The organism is Sodalis sp. RH20, from assembly GCF_047324205.1.
Lineage (GTDB): Bacteria > Pseudomonadota > Gammaproteobacteria > Enterobacterales > Enterobacteriaceae > Acerihabitans.
This window is the reverse complement of the sequence record NZ_CP178733.1, coordinates 36,714-55,002: the sequence shown is the minus strand read 5'-3', so window position 1 is coordinate 55,002 and position 18,289 is coordinate 36,714. Positions and strand designations below refer to the sequence as shown.

The window sequence follows — 18,289 nt, the reverse complement described above, 5'->3', positions numbered from 1 at the left end:
AAAACTCCCGCCGGCTAAAACCCTCTCCAGGTCTTAGCCGCGGGAGCGTGTTACGCCGACGGCATCAGGCGGTTTGGAAGAAACTCACCGCCCGGCGCAGCTCCTGGCCCTGTTCGGTCAGCGAACGGGCGGCGGCGGCGGCCTGCTCCACCAGCGCCGCATTTTGCTGCGTAACCTGGTCCATCTGGGCCACCGCCTGTCCCACTTCCTGGATGCCCATATGCTGTTCGTTACTGGCGGTGGCGATTTCGTGGATGATGGCGGCCACCTTGTCCACCGAGTCGACGATTTCGGTCATCGCCTTGCTGGCGTTATCCGCCCGTTCAGATCCGGCGCTGATTTTGTCCACCGTGCCCTCGATCAACGATTTGATTTCCTTGGCCGCGTCGGCGCTCTTCTGCGCCAGCGTGCGTACTTCGCTTGCCACCACGGCGAAGCCCTTGCCCTGGGTGCCGGCCCGCGCCGCCTCGACGGCGGCGTTAAGCGCCAGCAGGTTGGTCTGGAAAGCAATGCCCTCGATAACGGCAATGATATTGACGATTTTTTTCGAGCTTTGGGAAATATCGCGCATATGCGTCAGCATTTCCGCCACGATTTTACCGCCCTGGGTGGCGGTGCGCGAGGTAGCGACCGCCAGTTCGCTGGCTTCCTTGGCGTTATCGGCGTTGTGGTGTACGGTCTGCGTGAGTTGCTGCATATTGGCCGAGGTCTGGATTAACGACGCCGCCTGCTCTTCGGTGCGCTGCGACAGGTCGGTATTGCCCTGGGCGATTTGACCGGAGGCCACCGAAATGGATTCGCTGCCGCTGATGATGCCGCTGATGGTATCGCGCAACTGTTGGCTCATGGCGTTGAGCGCGGCCAGCAGGCTGCTGCTGTCCTTGGCGCTCAGCTTAATGCCGGTGGTCAGGTTGCCGGCGGCGATTTTACGCATAATCGACGTGGCATAGGCCGGCTCGCCGCCCAGCTGGCGCCACAGATTACGGGAAATCACCGTGGCCAACAGTCCGGAGATCAGCAGGGCGAACAGCGACAGGCCCATCAGGCTGTATTTGGCGATATCATAGCCCCGGGCCGCCTGTCTCGCCGCCTCCTGGCTACCGCCCACTTCCCGGTCGACCATGGTGGCCAGGTCGGCCATCAGCTGGGTGCGGTATTTGCGCGAGGTATCGCCGCTGATGCGGATGGCCCCGGTGACATCATTTTCCGACATGGCCGCGATCATCTTATCGTTCGCCAGGCTGAACTGATTGAAGTTGGCCATGATCTGACTGAATAACGGCGTGGAGCTTAAGGGCGTATTCAGCGCCAGGTAGGCATTCTGGGCGCGGAGGAAGTTCGCCACCGCCTGCATCAGTTCCAGCCGGTGTGACTCCCGATCCTGGTCCGTCGGAGAAGAAATATATTGTACCTGCTGCAAACGCAGTTCGGCTAGCGTACCGCGCATCTCCAGGGTATAGCGCACCCCGGGCAGCCAGTTATTGCGATAGGCGTCGATATGGTCATTATTGGCGCTGAGCTGGTAGAGGGACACGCCGCCCAGGCAAAGCATCAACGCGATAATAATAGCGAAGCCGCTGAATAGCTGCACCATAAAGGGTAAATGGAGTAATTTTTTCATGACCTTAGCCATCTAAAAAGAGAAGTAAGGGTTTATCGGCACGCAGAGGACGATAATGAGACTGCGCAGCGGGTTTAGTTGCGTTTCGTGATCAACCTGTCATTTTTGAACGCAAAGCTATCGTACCAATTCGCCCCGGCCTTTCACCCCAGGGGATATTCGCCGGACAGGACAATGCCGGGTAAGGGTATGCGCCCGCGGCGGCTTCGATTACAATCAGTGAACATCGTTAAACACGCACCAGCGGCCCGCCCTTATGGATGATAAGTTAATCGAGTTACTGAAGACCTATTGCAACGAGCGCAACCAGAGCGGCGGAGCCTTGTACCAGCGGCTGGAAAAAGGTTTCAGGGAACTGGTGGCCGGCGGCCTGATCAAAGGCGGCTATACCATCCCCAGCGAACGCGAGCTGTCGGAATACCTGGCGGTATCCAGGGTGACGGTGCGGCGGGCATTAAGCCAGCTGGCCCAAGACGGGGTGATTATCCAGCGGCGCGGCGCCCGCAGCCAGGTTGCCGGCCGGCTGGAAAAACCCTTATCGTCGTTAACCAGCTTCAGCGAGGACATGTTGTCGCGCGGCCATCAGCCGGGAGCCATCTGGCTGGAGCGCGAGTTGATCCAGTCCTCGCCGTCGGAAACCATTGCGCTGAATCTCTCTCCCGGCGCGCTGGTCTACCGCCTTAAACGGCTGCGCACCGTGGACGGACGGCCGATGGCGGTGGAAATCGCCGTCATCCCCCAGGGTTTCCTGCCGTCGCTCGACGGGCTTGGCGACTCGCTGTACGCGGTGTTGCAACGCAGCGGCCATATGCCGAAACGGGCGTTGCAACGAATGCGCGCGGAACCGTTATCGGCCGAAAATGCGCTGCTGTTGGAGCTGCCGCCGCAAAGCGCGGCGCTGCATGTGGAACGCCACTGTTATCTTGAGGACGGACGCCCGATTGAATATACCCATACCTGGTATCGGGGCGACAGTTATGATTTTGTGGTGGAACTGCAGCGCGACGGCCTGTACTGACGGGCGGCAGACGCCGGGAACAGCCGGCGGGCATTAACCGGCGCCGCGCCGCGCCCAGCCGGCGGCGCCCATAAGCCCCGCGTCCGCGCCCAGCGCGGCGCCTGATACCGCGACCCGGCCCAGCGGCGGCAACGCGTCCTGCGCCTGGCGGATCCTGTCCAGCATGCCCGCCGCCAGCCCGACGCTGCCGCCAATCACCACCTCATCAATATCCAGCAGCATATGCGTATTGGCGATGGCCTCGGCCACCGCCGCCGCCGCGTTGTCGATGATATCGTTTGCCCGCGCGCTCGTGGCAGCCAGCGCAAACAGCGCGCGACTGTCGATGGCCCGCCCGAACAGCGCCCCGGCCTGGCGCGCCAGCGCGGTGCCCGAGGCAACGGATTCCAGGCAACCGTAACGGCCGCATCCGCACGGCCCCCAGCGGCCGGGCATCACATCGGCCGGCGGGCGGCTCACCGTGGCATGGCCGAGATGTCCGGCCAATCCGTGCCCGCCGGTGCGCAGTTCGCCGTCAAGCACCAGGCCGCCGCCGACGCCGGTGGACAACGTCATAAACAGCAGGTTGCGCACCCGTCCCTGCCGGACGCTATACTCGCCCCAGGCGGCGGCCTGGGCATCGTTCATCAACACTACCGGACAGGAATACAGTTGGCGCAGCGCCGCTTCCAGCGGGAATCCGCGCCAAAAGGGGATGGTGTCCAGATTGACAGAATAAACCCGCCCGGCGCGCACGAAACCGGTGGCGGCTACCGCGATCATGCCGGGCGTGACGCCAAACGCGGTCACCTCGCGCAGGGCGGTGATAAACCCGGCCTCGTCAAAACGCATCGGCGTTTGCCGCCGTTCCACGCAGCGCCCCTGCTCCACCCTGGCGGCGGAGATTTTGGTGCCGCCGATATCCAGCGCGATAGTCGCCATAATCAGCTCCGGGTTGCGGCCTGTGCCAGCGCCTCGATAAACCATTGGGTAATATGCTCAACGCGCGTAACGGCCGAGCCGACGGTTACGGCGAACGCGCCCTGCGCCAGGGCGGCGGCGGCATGATCCTGCGTGCGGATGCGCCCTTCCGCCATCACGTTATAACCCCGCGCCGCCAGGGCGGCAATCAGTGCCAAATCGGGGCGCGCCATCGGCTGATCGGCGGTGCCGGCCGTATAGCCGGACAGCGTGGTGCCAATCAGATCGCAGCCCAGATCTGCCGCCGCCACGCCGTCCGCCAGGCAGGCGCAATCCGCCATGATAAGGCGTTGACACGCCCGCGCCGCCCGGTAGAGTTCCGCCACCGGCACGGGCCTGACCCGGTCGGTGGCGTCAAAGGCGATAATCGACGCGCCCGCCCGCGCCAGATCCTCCACATCCGCTATAAAAGGTGTGATACGCACCGGTGAATCGATTAAATCACGTTTTACGATGCCTATCACCGGGATGGTCAACGCGGCGGCCACCCGACGCACATTCTCCACGCCCTCGATCCTTACCGCGGCCGCGCCGGCCGACTGCGCGCTTTGCGCCATGGCGACGATAATCTCCGGCCGGTCCATCGGTCCGCCGGTCACCGGCTGGCAGGATACCACCAGGCGGTGCTTAAGTTCATTCAGGGTCATCTGCGTCGTTTTCCTTAAAAAATAACCTCGGCACCGCCAGCTAACCACAACAATACCAAATATGTAAACTGGTATTTTATTTTATCGAGCAACGCACAAAAAAGGTGCTTAAAGCTATTCAAGTGCACAATAATTGTGCTAATAGTTATGCGTAGCGTGAGATTAACAGCCTGATACTCAGGAATAAAAACGCAACAGTTTCGTTAAGTTAATAATATAGAACCCTTTTAAGCATCTGGCTCTAATCTGGACTTAAACTGGCATGCTTATTGTATTGCTTATCCTATAAAAACCAATAGCGACAGCGGCGGACCGCGGCCCCGAAGCCACCCGGCCGGGCCGCCGCCCAACAAAAAACCAAGAGGCCAGTCGATGAAAGACGGAACACTGAAAGTCGCCGTGGTGGGCGCGGGATTTATGGGCACCATGCATGCCAGGGTGTTCAGCCAGCTCTACGGCGTGGAAGTGATCGCCATCGCCGATCCGGATCCGGCGCGCTGCGAGGCGGTAAAGGCGTTTATTCCCGGCATCCAATGTTTTAGCGATTATCAGGACATGCTGACGCTTGAGGGATTGGATATCGTCAGCATCTGCACCAAGGATGATTTCCATCTGGCGCCGGCCCTGGCCGCCGCCCGGGCCGGCAAGCATATCTTCCTGGAAAAACCCATCGCCGCCGCCCTGGCCGACGGCGAGGAGATTGTCGGCGCGGCCCATGCCGCCGGCGTCAAGCTCGGCATCGGCTTTTTGCTGCGTTTCGACCCGCGCTATTCACGGGCGCGGGACATCATTGAAGCCGGCGAGGCGGGAGAGATCAGCCATATCGCGGCGCGGCGCAATAGCCCGGCCATTGAGGGACCGGCGCGCTACGGCGGCAGCCTGCCGCTGCCGCTGCATGTCACCGTGCACGACGTGGATATGGTCCTCTGGCTGTTGCACCGCACCAAACCGGTGAGCGTTTACGCCCAGACCACCAATAAGCGCCTCGGGCATTTGGGGACCGAGGACGCGGTTTTCGCCATCATCCGCTTTGCCGACGGCGCGGTGGTCAATCTGGAAAGCGCCTGGGCGCTGCCGGCGGGTTCACGGACCCTGCTGGACGCCAAGATGGAAATATTGACCACCGCCGGCCTGTTTGAAATCGAGTGCGGCGAGTCCGGCCTTTATCATGCATCCGAAACCGCCAACCGCTATATCGATACCCAGCACTGGCCGCTGAGCCAGGGCGAAATCAAAGGCGACCTGCGCGAGGAACTGATGGCCTTTATCAGCGATATCCGCAGCAACCGTACCACGGTCGCCACGGGAGAAGAGGCCAACGAGGCGTTACGGATTACGCTTGCGATCATGGCATCCGCCCGTACCGGTCAGGTCGTTGCCGTCTGATCGCCTCATTTATCCACTGAATAAGGATTTACGCATGAAAACGACGCTCTCCCGGTTTACCGCGCTCGTCTGCACCTGGCTGTTCTGCGCCGGCGGCGCCCACGCGCAGGATACCCTGCGCGTATTGCTGGAAGGCCATAGCACCAGCGACTCCATCAAGGCCATGCTGCCGGAATTTGAAAAGGCGACTGGCATCAAGGTACAGGCGGAAATCGTCCCCTACGCAGATCTGACGTCCAAGGCGCTGCTGGCCTTTTCCTCCAAAAGCGGCCGCTATGACGTCGTCATGGACGACTGGGTGCATGGGGTGGGCTACGCCTCGGCGGGTTACATCGCCCCGCTCGACCCGCTGATGAAAGCCGACGCGGGTTTTGATCGCGCGGACTTCGTCAAAAGCTATGCCGATACGCTGCGCTATAAAGACCGTTATTACGGCGTGCCGGTGTACGGCGAAAGCACGTTTCTGATGTACCGCAAGGACCTGTTCGCCCAATACGGCATCGCGGTGCCGACCACCTTTGACCAGTTGCTGGCGGCGGCCAAAACCCTCAAGGAAAAAAGCGGCGGCCACATGGCCGGCATCACGCTGCGCGGCGGCCAGGGCATCCATAACACCTTCTCCTGGGCGGCATTCCTGTGGGGCTATGGCGGGCAATGGATCAAGGACGGCAAATCCGCCGTCGACAGTCCCGAAGCCATCGAGGCCACCAAGGCCTACGTTAATATCCTGAAGAATTACGGCCCCATCGGCGCGGCCAATTTCGGCTGGCAGGAAAACCGCCTGGTGTTCCAGCAGGGCAAAGCGGGCATGATTATCGATTCCACGGTCAACGGCGGCTATAACGAGGACGCCCGGGAATCGACGGTGGTCGGCAAGGTCGGCTACGCCCCGGTTCCGGCGCAGCCGGGCAGTCATCCCGGCGGCAGCTCGGCGCTGCAGGTGCATGGCCTGTACCTGGCCAGCGCCAGCAAGCACCAGCAGGCGGCATGGCAATTCATCAGCTGGGCCACCAACAAGCAAACGCAGATGAAATCGGTGGAGCTTAATCCCAACGCGGGCGTCAGCTCCCTGAGCGCCATTAACAGCGAGGCCTTCGTGCGTAAGTACGGCGCGTTTAAGGACGGCATGCTGGCGGCGCTGAAAAACGGCAATCCCAACTACCTGCCCACGGTGCCGCAGGCCACCATTCTGATCAATAACACCGGCATCGCGCTGTCCCAGGCCCTGGCCGGCACCCTGTCCGCCGAGGACGCCATGGCGGCGGCAAACCGCCAGAACGATAAAGCCCTCGCGCGGTGAAACCGGGACCGGAGTCAACATGAAAGCAACGTTTACACGTTGGGCGTTTACGGTGCCGCTGCTGGCGGCACTGATGGCGGTGTCGGTCTACACGCTGGGCTATTCGCTGTACCTGGCGCTGCACGATATCGACATGATGGCGCCGCCGCCGTTTGGGTTTGTCGGGCTGGCCAATTTTATCGACGTGCTGCAGCAGCCGCGCCTGTGGTTTTCGCTGTGGCATACGCTGGTGTACGTGGCGGCGGCAACGCTTATCGAGCTGGCGCTGGGATGCGCCGTCGCCCTGTTTATCAGCCGCGATTTTCCCGGCCGCAAACTGACGCGGGCGCTGCTGCTGCTGCCGATGATCGTCACGCCCATCGTCGGCGGCCTTATCTGGCGCATTTTTTACGATCCCAACGCCGGCTTGTTTAATTACCTGGCCGGCCTGCTGGGCATCGCCCCCGTCGACTGGCTCGGCAATCCGTCCTATGCCATGGCGTCGCTTATCGTCGCCGACGTCTGGCAATGGACGCCGTTTATCATCCTGCTGGTATCGGCCGGCCTGGACTCGTTGCCGCAAGAGCCGCTGGAGGCGGCGGAACTGGACGGCGCGCGCGGCTGGCGCCTGCTGGCCTATATCAAACTGCCGATGCTCAAGCCGATTATCCTCATCGCCCTGTTCCTGCGCATGATTGACGCCTTTAAGTCGTTCGATCTGATTTATGTCATGACGCGCGGCGGGCCGGCGCTGGCCACCGAAACCACCAACATGTTCGCCTACCTGACCGGCTTTCAGGATTTTCGCATCAGCGAAGCGGTGGTGATCGCCATCATCAACACGCTGCTGGTTATCCTGGTGCTCTCCATGGCAAGCAACCGGATTATGAAAGATGCCTGATTCTCTGAAACGCACCGGCCGCTGGGCGGGGTTTTATGCCCTGTTACTGCTTATCCTGGCATTTTTCCTGCTGCCGATTTTCTGGCTGGTGTCGATGTCGTTCAAAACCTATATCGACGCGTTCGCCATGCCGCCCAGGCTGTTTTTTACGCCCATCCTGGACAACTACGCCACCGTACTCGGTAACAGCGATTTTATCCGCGCCTTCTTTAACAGCGTGGTGATCTCCCTGGCCGCCACCCTGCTGTGCCTGCTGCTGGGGGCCTTGTTCTCCTACGGGCTGGTGTTTTTTGTCATCAAGAAGGCGCGCGCCAAGCAATTTATCATGAGCCTGCGTTTTGCCCCGGTGATCATGCTGGTGCTGCCGGCCTACTACCTGGTGACGTCCCTCGGCCTGACCGACAGCTACCTGGTGCTGATTGCGGTCTATACCCTCGCCAACGTGCCCTTCACCATCCTGATGATCACCACGTTTTTCGAGGATATTCCGCCGGAATTACGCGAGGCGGCGCTGGTGGACGGGGCCAGCGAATGGCAGGTCTTCGCCCGGATCATTCTTCCCCTGGCCCGTACCGGGCTGGCCGCGTCCGGGGTGCTGACGCTGTTTTTTATCTGGAATGAGTTCCAGATCGTGCTCACCCTGTCCGGCGAATCCACCCAGACCCTGCCGGTGGCCATCACCTCGTTCCTCACCTTCCAGGGCACCGAATGGGGGCCGCTCACCGCCGCCGGCACGCTGGTTATGCTGCCGATGCTGGTGCTGGGACTGCTGGTGCAAAAACATCTGGTCCGGGGTTTAACCATGGGCGGCGTGAAATAACGCCCGACCACCCTACAACAGGAGAGCCGGACGATGGCTGCCATACGCTTACGCAATGTCTTTAAAAGTTATCACAACACCCAGGTCATCAACGGGGTCAACCTGGATATCGAGCATGGGGAGTTCTGTGTGTTTGTCGGCCCCTCGGGCTGCGGCAAATCCACCTTGCTGCGCATGATAGCCGGGCTGGAAACCATCAGTTCGGGAGATATTATTATCGGCGACCGGGTAGTCAACCGCCTGCCGGCTTCGGAGCGCGGCGTGGCCATGGTGTTCCAGAGCTATGCCCTGTACCCCCATATGTCCATTTTCGACAATATGGCCTTCAGCCTGAAGCTGGCCAAGGTCGACAAGCGGGAGATAGCGCGGCGGGTGCACGACGCCGCCGGCATCCTTCAGCTTGACCCGCTGCTCGACCGCCTGCCGAAGGCCCTGTCCGGCGGCCAGCGCCAGCGCGTGGCCATTGGCCGCGCCATCGTGCGCGACCCGGAGGTCTTTTTATTCGACGAGCCGTTATCCAACCTGGACGCGTCGCTGCGCGTCGCCACCCGGGTCCAGATTGCCAAACTGCATCATGAGCTGGGCAACAGCATGATTTATGTCACCCATGATCAGGTGGAGGCCATGACGCTGGCTGATAAAATCGTGTTGCTCAACAGCGGCGCCGCCATGCTCAGCCAGGGTTCCATTGCCCAGGTCGGCCATCCGCTGGCGCTGTATCACCACCCGGTCAATCGCTTTGTCGCCGGTTTTATCGGGTCGCCCCAAATGAATTTCCTGGCGGCGAGGTTAACCGGCGCCGGTGCCGACCGGGCGACGGTCACCCTGGACGGAACCGACGCCGTCGAGCTTTGCGTCGACGCCAGGCTCGCCGACGGCGACGACGTCTGTGTGGGCATCCGTCCCGAGCACCTGCGGCTGTGCGCGCCGCAGGACCGGCAGCTGTCGGGGCGTATCCAGCACATTGAACATCTGGGCGAAGCGGCTTATTTATACATTGCACTGCCGGACCGCGAGCCGGTGATACTCCGGCACGGGGAAGACCGGCGCCTGGCATTGGGCGATACGGTGGATCTCGCCATCCCCGCCGACAAGGCGCACCTGTTTGACGGCGCGGGCAACGCTTTCCGGCGCACCGTGGATATTTAGCCTGCGGCGGCGTGGGCGGCGGCGCGGCGGCGGCGACCCCCGCGCCCATCCGTTACCGTTGCCCGTAACACGTCCACGTTAGAGCAATGATTACAGAGATTATTCACTGAATTTGTCATAATATTGCCAATTTTCTTCTGCAGGCGGGCTATGATAATATCAGTAGCCATTTAGAAACCGAAAGAATAATCTTATGACCTATCTGTACCTGTTAATAGCAATAATTTCTGAAGTCATAGCCACAAGTTCGTTAAAAGCCTCCGCGGGTTTTACCAAAATGTACCCTTCCATTATCGTTATTGTCGGGTATTGTATTTCTTTTATATTGCTTTCCCAAGTACTCAAAACCATGCCCGTGGGCGTCGCTTATGCGGCATGGGCAAGCTTAGGCATTGTATTTGTTGCCGTTTCAGGTTATTTCTTTTTTGACCAAAAGCTCGATATCTATGCCATACTCGGTATGTTCATGATCATTGGTGGTGTTTTGGTCATGAATGTTATTTCTAAAACCACTAATCATTAATTAGCTTATAATATCATTATTTTTATTATGGGGAATATAATCAAGCATGCCTGGCAGCCATCATGATTGTGGAAAATGAAATATCGCATAGTTATAATATTAAGCTTCGTCCATTAGAACGGGAAGATCTGCATTTCGTTCATCAGCTGGATAATAATGAAACTGTCATGCGTTATTGGTTCGAGGAACCTTACGAGGCTTTTGTCGAACTTAACGACCTTTATGACAAGCATATCCATGACCAAAGCGAACGGCGGTTTATCATCGATAAGGAAGGTATGGGCATCGGCCTGGTGGAACTGGTTGAAATCAATCATATCCATCGCCGCGCCGAGTTCCAGATCCTGGTCGACCCGGCCCATCAGGGGCACGGCTATGCCAGCATTGCCGCGCAGCTGGCCATGAACTATGGATTTATGGTGCTTAACCTGCATAAGCTGTATCTGATTGTCGATCAGGAAAACGAGAAGGCCATCCATATCTACGGCAAGCTGGGTTTCAAGGTCGAAGGCGTATTGCTGAAAGAATATTTTGTCAACGGCGAATACCGCAACACCATCCGGATGTGTATTTTCCAGAACGAATATCTGGCGAGTAAGAAAAGATAACAGGATGCTACCCGGCTGGCGCCGCCCGCGCCATGGGGAGCCGCCTGTCGCGGCAAGCGAACCCAAAATGCGGCGCCTGGCGCGAAGGGCGCTTAAAAGACATTATCCGCAATGGGCTTATGCATATAGAGGCTCAGGGGATCATCCGGGTAAGCGCCAAAACGGCCGACGCGGCTGAAGCCCTGTTTTTCATACAGCGCCACGGCATCCATCTGGTAAATGCCCGTTTCCAGATACAGGTCGCGAAATCCCTGGCCGCGCGCCCAACCCTCCAGCCGCGTCAGTAATGCCGAGGCAATACCGCAGCCGCGAAAAGCCGGATCGACATACAGGCGTTTGATCTCCGGCAGCTTATCCTCGCCCACAAACAGGCAGACGCAGCCGGCGGCCCGCATGCCCGCCCGCGCCAGCCAAACCCGCACCCCGGCTGCGCGCAGCGCGCCGATCGGCAGGCCATGATTGCTTTGCGCCGGGTACAGCGGTATTAAATACGCGTCGAGCGCGGCGACCAGGCGGGCAAACTCCGGGTCGCTGGCCTCAACCGGCATGATGCGCACGTCCATACCCTTCCTTGCGGTGACTTTTATATATTTATATTATAAAATTCCCTGGTATTGAACACCTCAGAACTGCAGTTAACGTAAAAATCATCCACCAAAGACATCGCGTTATCCAGATAAACTGAAATATCGCAACCGTAGTTAATTTTGCTTTTTTGCAGGGTATTGGTCGGCAGGGTCTTATTGATACAGGTGATCGCCGCCTTACAGCCGCATTTATCGGCGATAATCACCCGTTCCGGCGTAATAAGGTTTACATTCCAGCCCGCCTTGATCACCGTGGTCCGGATATCAACATCCTGGCCGGACACCGCCGCCACATCGCGCATGATGTCGACCTGCTCAAGAATAAAGGCCTTGACTGAATCGGCATCTAAAATAACCTTCTGATAAGGTTCAAGAATTTTACTCAGCACCCCTTTAACCATCAACGTGATTTCAGTATCTTTATTGAACTGGAAATAGGACCCGTAACCGTCGGTAAAGACCAGTTCCTGCCGCTTATCAAAAAAAATCGGCGCCAGGTCAATTAATTTATCATGGATCTGCGCATCAAGCTTCAACGCCGCGCCCTGATCCGAGCGGTGATGGTTAGACCAAAGCTTAACGGCATCAGCGATTCTGTTATTGGCTACATAAGACATGGCATAATAATTAGTCTTTAGGAATTTATTAACTTCAATCAACTTTTTGAATAACACATCCGATTGGATAAAACTCAGATTGAATTCGCGCGCTAATGTCGCCTGCGTCAGAAAAGGATTGCGCAGCATCAAATAGACCGCGTCCAGCAGCAGATCGTCGCCAAAGTCAAACTGGCGGATAAATCTTAAGGCGCTGTGGGGGAACGTATTCATCTCATCTCAAGTCCCATGGCATGTTGCCGTTGTTCGGTAGCCACAACAGGGCAACGGTTATCCTTCCGATTAACTCGTTCCAAAGGGTTTGCGTTTAAGGAGTATCGGCAGCGGGGCGTGAATATTTAGCAAAAAAACGTGAAAAGAGTGCGCAGGGTTGACAGCAGAGGTCGTGATGGGGAAACGTGGCCAGGGGGGCGGGCGGGTTTCCCCCGCCCGACCGGGGCCCCGCGACGTGGCAGGCCCGCTAACGCCTTACTTGCTTAAGGCCGGCTTAAGCCACCACCATCGTGGTCTTGGTATTCACCAGTTCAAACAGCACCACCGTCCGCGACGGACAGGTATAGGCATGGCCGAAACCAAAGCTATGCTCATTGATATCATCCGGCTGAAAGGTATCAAATATATGCCGCCAGCCGTACCCGTGCGCCACCTCCGGCAGGGTAAAGACCAGATTCTCGTGCGAGGCGCTGAACAACAACAGCACGGTACTCTGCGATCCCACCCTCAGCAGCCCGGTAGGCTGCGCGCGACCGTCCAGCAGCATGCCGATGCTCTTCAGATTGGCGTCGCCCCAGGCCTCCTCCGACATTTCCTCGCCGTTGGGCTGCACCCAGGTCACATCCTTAATATTGAGCTTCTCATTGAGCTTGCCGCTGAGAAAACGCCCGCGATGCAAAATCGGAAAACGGTTGCGCAGGGCAATCAGCCGGTAAGTAAATAAAATCAGCGATTCGCCCTTATCGTTGATCTCCCAGTTTACCCAGCTGATATCGCTATCCTGGCAATAGCCATTGTTATTACCCTGTTGGGTACGGGCAAACTCATCTCCCGCCAGCAGCATCGGCGTACCCTGCGAGAACATCAGCGTCGCCAGCATATTGCGCATCTGGCGCAGCCGCAGCTCGTTAATCGCCGGGTCGTCGGTGGGGCCTTCGACGCCATAGTTGGCTGAAATATTATCACTGTGGCCGTCGCGGTTATCCTCGCCGTTGGCGTCGTTATGCTTATGCTCGTAGGACACCAAATCGTTAAGCGTAAAACCATCGTGGGCGGTGATAAAGTTTACCGACGCATGGGGTTTACGGCCGCGATGATTGAAGATATCGGCGGATCCGGCCAAACGGGTGGTAAAGTCCGCCAGTTGCCCTTCGTCGCCGCGCCAGAATTTACGTACCGAATCGCGATATCTGTCGTTCCATTCCGACCAGCCCGGCGGAAAACCACCCACCTGGTAGCCGCCCGGGCCGCAGTCCCAGGGTTCGGCAATCAGCTTGCACTGGCTCAGGATGGGGTCCTGGCGGCAGGTGTCCAGAAAGCCGCAACCCTCGTCAAAGCCGTACGCCTCGCGCCCAAGGATAGTCGCCAAATCGAAACGGAAGCCATCCACCTGCATCTCGGTGGCCCAGTAGCGCAAGGAATCCGTCACCATCTGCAGTACCCGCGGGTGGCTTAGGTTAATGGTGTTGCCGGTGCCGGTATCGTTAATGTAATAACGCTTCTCCTCGGGGAACAGGCGATAGTAGCTGGCATTATCGATACCTTTGAGCGACAGCGTAGGCCCAAGCTCGTTGCCTTCGGCGGTGTGGTTGTACACCACATCCAGGATCACCTCGATGCCCGCGGCGTGCAGCGTGGCGATCATCTGTTTAAATTCATTGACCGTCGAGGTGGCCATATATTGCGGATGGGGCGCAAAAAAGCACAGGGTATTGTAGCCCCAGAAATTATGCAGTCCGTTTTCCTGCAAATGACGATCGTCGGCGAAGGCGTGGATCGGCATCAGTTCAATGGCGGTCACGCCGAGTGATTTAATGTAATCGACAATCTGCGGCGTGCTCAGGCCGGAGAAAGTGCCGCGCTGATGCTCCGGCACCGCCGGGTGGCGCATGGTATAGCCGCGCACATGGGTTTCATAAATAAGCGTTTTTTCCCAGGGGATAAAACTTTTGCCGTTGGACGGCCAGGAAAACGCCGGGTCGATCACCCGGCATTTCGGCATAAAAGGCGCGCTGTCGCGCTCATCCAGGCTCAGATCCTTATCTTCCGCCTCGAAATCGTAGGAAAACAGCGCGTCATCCCACTTCAGCTCGCCCCAGATCTGTTTGGCATAGGGATCGAGCAGCAGTTTGGCGGGGTTGAAACGATGTCCTTCCTCGGGGGCATAAGGACCGTGCACCCTATAGCCATACAGCAGGCCGGGACGCGCGTCGGGCAGGTAGCCATGCCAGACCTCGTCGGTATATTCCGGCAGCTCTATCCGGTCATACTCCTCCCCCTCCTCGGTGAACAGGCACAGCTCCACCTTGGTGGCGTGGGCGGAGAAAATGGCGAAATTGACGCCCAGTCCGTCCCAGGTTGCTCCCAGCGGTACCGGCATGCCTTCCCTGACGCGCGTTTTGCGATCCGCGTCCAGGCGGCTGATAATGTCATGATCGCTATTGGGATGGGCAATGCGCACCCCTTTATTATCAATGGTCACCACCACCTGATTATCCACTTTGCTCGCCATGGTGGTGGTAGTGGTCGGAATAACAATTTCGTTAACCTTCTTCGACGATCCCTTAGCCATCAAACTCGTCTCCTGCGCATAATTTTTAGTATATCCAGTCACAATGCCGACCGCCGCCCGCAAGGTCTGCCAGCATGCGATGGACAGTCAGATAATCAATATAGTTCCTGCCGGTGAAGGCATGAGGTAAACGGCACGACGGCCGGGGAAATTGGAGTGGTAAGACACGCCTTATTGGAGTGTAGTACCGGTTCGCGGTTATGCCAGAAGCGCACGGCAATGTTTCAGCCCGGCCATCCGCGCCGGTAACCACCGGATGACGGCGCCATGATGTGATATCCTTTTATCCACAGCGTAACGGCATTTGTTTACGACTCAGGCAATAGGACCCTATGATGAATATCAATAAAGATACCCTGTTATGCATGTCTCTGGCCGCCCGCCCCGGCAATTTCGGCACGCGTTTTCATAATTATCTCTATGAAAAGCTCGGTCTGAACTATATCTATAAAGCCTTTACCACCCGCGATCTTGCCGCCGCCATCGGCGGCGTCAGGGCGCTGGGCATCCGCGGCTGCGCGGTGTCGATGCCGTTTAAAGAGGACTGCATCCCCTACCTGGACGAGCTTGACTCCTCGGCGCGCGCCATCGAGTCGGTGAATACTATCGTTAACACCGACGGCTATCTGAAAGCCTATAACACCGACTTCATCGCCATTGAGCGCCTGCTGGCAAAGCATCAGGTCAGCCCGGACAGCGCCTTTGCCCTGCGCGGCAGCGGCGGCATGGCGAAAGCCGTGGCCGGCGCGCTGCATAATGCCGGGTTCCGCCAGGGGGTGATTATCGCCCGCAATGAAAAAACCGGCCGTCATCTGGCGGAACTCTACGGCTACCGCTGGCAGGCCGATGAAACCGGGCTGGACGCCGCGCTGCTGATCAACGTCACGCCGGTGGGCATGGCGGGCGGCGCCGGGGCCGAAGAGCTGTCCTTCAGCGAGCCGTATATCGCCCGGGCCGGGCGGGTGTTCGACGTGGTGGCGCTGCCGGCGGAAACGCCGCTGATTCAATATGCGCGCCTGCATGACAAAGCCGTGATTACCGGCGCCGAGGTGATTGCCATCCAGGCGCTGGAACAGTTTGTGCTGTATACCGGCGTGCGTCCCGACGACGCGTTGGTGGAACGCGCGGCCGCCTACGCCCGCGGTTAACGTGGTGCAACCCATGCACCACTATCGTTCGCGCTGAACGGCGGGAAAAGACGGTCAGCGCGGATCCTTTGCAACATATTGATTATTCTAGAGCTCATCGCTGTTTCTCTGTTGGCATATTACTTGCTTATTAATTAGTTAATTAATTAATAAGCTTTAGATAGCTTTATCAAGCCAACCGGAGAGTATCAGAATGACCGTCGACGAAGTAATCGCGCGTTTCGAGCAGGAGCGCGAAAAAATATGGTTCGAGCAGCCGGACGAAGTGCGGGATCTGGGCAAGGGTATCGTGCCGCGCGGTACCGGCGCGCGCGGGCAATACCTGAGCACTATTATTTTCGCCGAGGGGGAAGCGCGCACCATGGCCGACGAAATGCTGTGGGGCCTGATCCGCGTGGCGGAGGATACCGACGCCGATTTGGCGACGCTGCAAGCCATTATTAAGGAAATCATCGGCTATAAAGCGGACTTTTTTGATTTTGTCAGCCTGCCCCACGCGGCCGCCATGATCCATCTGTATGTGGATACCGCCTGCCAATGCACCACCCTGCATGACCTGTGCCGGTTGTCGCATGCGGCGCTGTCCTACGCCAACCGCCTGCATATGTGGGTTGATTTTATTCTGCCATGGGGCCTTGGCGACGGCTTCCGCCGGGTTAAACCGGCCTGACCTCCCTTATCTTATTTCCTTTTACGTTATCATCAGGTGCCAGAATGAAACTCAGAATGAACGTTGCGGACGAACCTATTTGCATTATCGAGGTATGGGAAGATAAAGTGCCCAACCTGGTTAAAGAACTGCGGGCCAAATTGCCGATGAAAAGCGTCTTGCAGCACGGTAAGCTTATCGGCGATATGGTGTTTTTCACCATGCCCATCGTCGCCCCGTGGGAAAATAAATTCAAAACCGAAGAAGTGGGCAAAATGCGCCGGGAAAAATACGGCAAGGTTACCGGGTCGGTGTGTTTTTACAGCCCGCGCCAGCAATTTTGCGTCGTGTACGGCGATGATACCGCCGAAGAGCCTTTGCCTATTTCGTATATCGGCGAAGTTATCGAAGGCGACCTGCAGTTGCGCGTCACCGGCCTGGAAACCTGGTTTGACCAGGGCCGGGTGGTGGAACTGGAGATTATTGAGTAAGCAGTTCGCGTATCGCTTGCTCGATAACGGCGGTTTCCGCGGCAAAACGTCCGGGCGCGCCGGCGCAGTGGCCGTAGTCGGACGTAAGCGGCCGCCATTTCCCCTGTTTAAGCCATGAAAACTCCTTAAACGCCTCCTCCTGGGTGAAATACTGGTCGGTATTGCACGGCATCACAATGGTCCTGGCGGTAACCGCCGCCAGCGCCGCCTGAAGGCTGCCGCCATATCCCGGCGCCCGTCCCGCGTCGGCATCCTGCCAGGTGCGCAGCATGCACAGCAAGTCGTTGGCATCCCACGCCTGATGATCACGCTCCCAGTCCCGCAACAAATCCTCGCGCGTGGCGAAGTGGAGCCGCTGATACAGCGCGTCGCGGTAAAAGGCCGCGCTATAGGCCCACCCGGCATAGACCCGGCCGAACGCCGCCAGCCCGGCCAGCGGCGGGGAGGCATAATGGCCGTCATTGAACGCCGGGTCCGCGCGCAGCGCCGCCTTCACCCCTTCCAGAAACACATGATTCAGCGGCCAGCAGCGCGCGCTGCCGCAAATGGGCAGTAGCGCCCGAACCGCCGCCGGATAGGCCGCGGCCCAGTGCCAGGCCTGCATCGCCCCCATCGACCAGCCGCATACCAGCGCCAGTTGCTCAATACCCAGATACTCGGTAATCAGCCGGTGCTGCGCCCGCACGTTATCCCCTACCGTCACCGCCGGAAACAGCGGTCCGCCCTGGCGCGGGGAGTTGCTGGGCGAGGTGGAAATGCCGTTGCCGAACATATTGACGGCGATAATGCAATGGCGCGCCGGGTCCAATGCCCGCCCCGCGCCGATAATCGCGCGGTAGGATCGGTGCGTGCCGGTGTACCACGACGGCAACAGCACGGCATTGTCGCGCCGCCGGTTAAGCCGGCCGTGGATTTCATAGGTCAATGTGGCGTCATAAAGCGTTGCGCCGCCTTCCAGCGCAAACGCGCCCAGGTCGCAGACGTGGTAATCCGGCATGATGCCTCCCTCCGGCGTAGCCGGTATGATAGATGTTAATTAATCAGCTAGTTAACTTGTTGCTGATTTCCCGCCTGTGGTAGTATTCACCTAATAAAACTGA

Annotated in this window: 18 protein-coding genes; 11 read left to right on the top strand and 7 right to left on the bottom strand. The window is 58.5% G+C overall.

Translation table 11 applies throughout. The features are described 5' to 3' along the window. Window positions 1-64: 64 nt before the first annotated feature. Window positions 65-1,621 (bottom strand): methyl-accepting chemotaxis protein, encoded by a 1,557-nt coding sequence (locus ACL2XM_RS00260; protein ID WP_413721296.1) that lies wholly within the window; start codon window positions 1,619-1,621, stop codon window positions 65-67. 256 nt (window positions 1,622-1,877) lie between these two features. On the opposite strand from ACL2XM_RS00260, the gene ACL2XM_RS00255 reads away from it, so the two are divergent. Further along, the gene (locus ACL2XM_RS00255) at window positions 1,878-2,639 is read left to right on the top strand and encodes a GntR family transcriptional regulator (protein ID WP_410013791.1); all 762 of its coding nucleotides are present in this window, start codon (window positions 1,878-1,880) and stop codon (window positions 2,637-2,639) included. Between the two features lie 33 nt (window positions 2,640-2,672). On the opposite strand, the gene ACL2XM_RS00250 is transcribed toward ACL2XM_RS00255, so the two are convergent. Together ACL2XM_RS00250 and ACL2XM_RS00245 are read right to left on the bottom strand one after the other, a co-directional pair. Beyond that, entirely contained in the window at window positions 2,673-3,560 is an 888-nt protein-coding gene (locus tag ACL2XM_RS00250) for an ROK family protein (protein WP_410013790.1), read from the bottom strand. Window positions 3,561-3,562: 2 nt separating this feature from the next. Next, on the bottom strand, window positions 3,563-4,246 hold the full coding sequence (locus ACL2XM_RS00245; RefSeq protein WP_410013789.1) for an N-acetylmannosamine-6-phosphate 2-epimerase: 684 nt from the start codon (window positions 4,244-4,246) through the stop codon (window positions 3,563-3,565). Window positions 4,247-4,618: 372 nt separating this feature from the next. Here ACL2XM_RS00245 and ACL2XM_RS00240 point away from each other — a divergent pair, with 372 nt between their 5' ends. The 7 genes from ACL2XM_RS00240 to speG all read left to right on the top strand — a co-directional run bounded on the left by ACL2XM_RS00240 (window position 4,619) and on the right by speG (window position 10,912). Then, window positions 4,619-5,632: a Gfo/Idh/MocA family protein gene (locus tag ACL2XM_RS00240; RefSeq protein ID WP_410013788.1), complete on the top strand. Its 1,014-nt coding sequence runs from the start codon at window positions 4,619-4,621 to the stop codon at window positions 5,630-5,632. 34 nt (window positions 5,633-5,666) lie between these two features. Next, window positions 5,667-6,932 (top strand): ABC transporter substrate-binding protein, encoded by a 1,266-nt coding sequence (locus ACL2XM_RS00235; RefSeq protein WP_410013787.1) that lies wholly within the window; start codon window positions 5,667-5,669, stop codon window positions 6,930-6,932. Between the two features lie 19 nt (window positions 6,933-6,951). After that, window positions 6,952-7,812 (top strand): carbohydrate ABC transporter permease, encoded by an 861-nt coding sequence (locus ACL2XM_RS00230; RefSeq protein WP_410013786.1) that lies wholly within the window; start codon window positions 6,952-6,954, stop codon window positions 7,810-7,812. Further along, window positions 7,805-8,632 (top strand): carbohydrate ABC transporter permease, encoded by an 828-nt coding sequence (locus tag ACL2XM_RS00225; protein ID WP_410013785.1) that lies wholly within the window; start codon window positions 7,805-7,807, stop codon window positions 8,630-8,632. Before ACL2XM_RS00230 ends, ACL2XM_RS00225 begins: the two co-directional genes overlap by 8 nt. Before the next feature lie 33 nt (window positions 8,633-8,665). Further along, on the top strand, window positions 8,666-9,781 hold the full coding sequence (locus ACL2XM_RS00220; protein ID WP_410013784.1) for an ABC transporter ATP-binding protein: 1,116 nt from the start codon (window positions 8,666-8,668) through the stop codon (window positions 9,779-9,781). A gap of 193 nt (window positions 9,782-9,974) precedes the next feature. Further along, entirely contained in the window at window positions 9,975-10,304 is a 330-nt protein-coding gene (locus ACL2XM_RS00215; RefSeq protein ID WP_410013783.1) for a DMT family transporter, read from the top strand. Between the two features lie 62 nt (window positions 10,305-10,366). Continuing rightward, window positions 10,367-10,912: a spermidine N1-acetyltransferase gene (speG, locus tag ACL2XM_RS00210; RefSeq protein ID WP_413732064.1), complete on the top strand. Its 546-nt coding sequence runs from the start codon at window positions 10,367-10,369 to the stop codon at window positions 10,910-10,912. Window positions 10,913-11,004: 92 nt separating this feature from the next. Here the strand turns inward: speG and ACL2XM_RS00205 are convergent, their stop codons facing one another. The 3 genes from ACL2XM_RS00205 to glgX all read right to left on the bottom strand — a co-directional run bounded on the left by ACL2XM_RS00205 (window position 11,005) and on the right by glgX (window position 14,901). Further along, entirely contained in the window at window positions 11,005-11,475 is a 471-nt protein-coding gene (locus ACL2XM_RS00205; RefSeq protein WP_410013781.1) for a GNAT family N-acetyltransferase, read from the bottom strand. A gap of 20 nt (window positions 11,476-11,495) precedes the next feature. Then, window positions 11,496-12,329: a hypothetical protein gene (locus ACL2XM_RS00200; protein WP_410013780.1), complete on the bottom strand. Its 834-nt coding sequence runs from the start codon at window positions 12,327-12,329 to the stop codon at window positions 11,496-11,498. Window positions 12,330-12,603: 274 nt separating this feature from the next. Then, window positions 12,604-14,901, bottom strand: a complete 2,298-nt coding sequence (gene glgX / locus ACL2XM_RS00195) for a glycogen debranching protein GlgX (protein ID WP_410013779.1) — start codon at window positions 14,899-14,901, stop codon at window positions 12,604-12,606. 332 nt (window positions 14,902-15,233) lie between these two features. Between glgX and ACL2XM_RS00190 the strand changes: the two genes are divergently transcribed. The 3 genes from ACL2XM_RS00190 (at window position 15,234) to ACL2XM_RS00180 (ending at window position 17,189) form a co-directional block, all read left to right on the top strand. Next, a complete protein-coding gene (locus ACL2XM_RS00190; protein WP_410013778.1) occupies window positions 15,234-16,049 on the top strand; it encodes a shikimate 5-dehydrogenase in 816 nt (271 codons plus the stop codon). 193 nt (window positions 16,050-16,242) lie between these two features. Then, on the top strand, window positions 16,243-16,719 hold the full coding sequence (locus tag ACL2XM_RS00185; protein WP_410013777.1) for a hypothetical protein: 477 nt from the start codon (window positions 16,243-16,245) through the stop codon (window positions 16,717-16,719). 44 nt (window positions 16,720-16,763) lie between these two features. Then, window positions 16,764-17,189 (top strand): hypothetical protein, encoded by a 426-nt coding sequence (locus ACL2XM_RS00180; protein WP_162366696.1) that lies wholly within the window; start codon window positions 16,764-16,766, stop codon window positions 17,187-17,189. Here the strand turns inward: ACL2XM_RS00180 and ACL2XM_RS00175 are convergent. Next, complete coding sequence (locus tag ACL2XM_RS00175) at window positions 17,179-18,186, bottom strand: alpha/beta fold hydrolase (RefSeq protein ID WP_413732062.1); 1,008 nt, start codon at window positions 18,184-18,186, stop codon at window positions 17,179-17,181. The genes ACL2XM_RS00180 and ACL2XM_RS00175 overlap by 11 nt on opposite strands. Between the last annotated feature and the right edge of the window lie 103 nt (window positions 18,187-18,289).

Bases quoted from the DNA above. Each gene is read 5' to 3' on its own strand.
- ACL2XM_RS00260 (WP_413721296.1), bottom strand. From the start codon at position 1,621: ATGAAAAAATTACTCCATTTACCCTTTATGGTGCAGCTATTCAGCGGC.
- ACL2XM_RS00255 (WP_410013791.1), top strand. From the start codon at position 1,878: ATGGATGATAAGTTAATCGAGTTACTGAAGACCTATTGCAACGAGCGC.
- ACL2XM_RS00250 (WP_410013790.1), bottom strand. From the start codon at position 3,560: ATGGCGACTATCGCGCTGGATATCGGCGGCACCAAAATCTCCGCCGCC.
- ACL2XM_RS00245 (WP_410013789.1), bottom strand. From the start codon at position 4,246: ATGACCCTGAATGAACTTAAGCACCGCCTGGTGGTATCCTGCCAGCCG.
- ACL2XM_RS00240 (WP_410013788.1), top strand. From the start codon at position 4,619: ATGAAAGACGGAACACTGAAAGTCGCCGTGGTGGGCGCGGGATTTATG.
- ACL2XM_RS00235 (WP_410013787.1), top strand. From the start codon at position 5,667: ATGAAAACGACGCTCTCCCGGTTTACCGCGCTCGTCTGCACCTGGCTG.
- ACL2XM_RS00230 (WP_410013786.1), top strand. From the start codon at position 6,952: ATGAAAGCAACGTTTACACGTTGGGCGTTTACGGTGCCGCTGCTGGCG.
- ACL2XM_RS00225 (WP_410013785.1), top strand. From the start codon at position 7,805: ATGCCTGATTCTCTGAAACGCACCGGCCGCTGGGCGGGGTTTTATGCC.
- ACL2XM_RS00220 (WP_410013784.1), top strand. From the start codon at position 8,666: ATGGCTGCCATACGCTTACGCAATGTCTTTAAAAGTTATCACAACACC.
- ACL2XM_RS00215 (WP_410013783.1), top strand. From the start codon at position 9,975: ATGACCTATCTGTACCTGTTAATAGCAATAATTTCTGAAGTCATAGCC.
- speG (WP_413732064.1), top strand. From the start codon at position 10,367: ATGATTGTGGAAAATGAAATATCGCATAGTTATAATATTAAGCTTCGT.
- ACL2XM_RS00205 (WP_410013781.1), bottom strand. From the start codon at position 11,475: ATGGACGTGCGCATCATGCCGGTTGAGGCCAGCGACCCGGAGTTTGCC.
- ACL2XM_RS00200 (WP_410013780.1), bottom strand. From the start codon at position 12,329: ATGAATACGTTCCCCCACAGCGCCTTAAGATTTATCCGCCAGTTTGAC.
- glgX (WP_410013779.1), bottom strand. From the start codon at position 14,901: ATGGCTAAGGGATCGTCGAAGAAGGTTAACGAAATTGTTATTCCGACC.
- ACL2XM_RS00190 (WP_410013778.1), top strand. From the start codon at position 15,234: ATGATGAATATCAATAAAGATACCCTGTTATGCATGTCTCTGGCCGCC.
- ACL2XM_RS00185 (WP_410013777.1), top strand. From the start codon at position 16,243: ATGACCGTCGACGAAGTAATCGCGCGTTTCGAGCAGGAGCGCGAAAAA.
- ACL2XM_RS00180 (WP_162366696.1), top strand. From the start codon at position 16,764: ATGAAACTCAGAATGAACGTTGCGGACGAACCTATTTGCATTATCGAG.
- ACL2XM_RS00175 (WP_413732062.1), bottom strand. From the start codon at position 18,186: ATGCCGGATTACCACGTCTGCGACCTGGGCGCGTTTGCGCTGGAAGGC.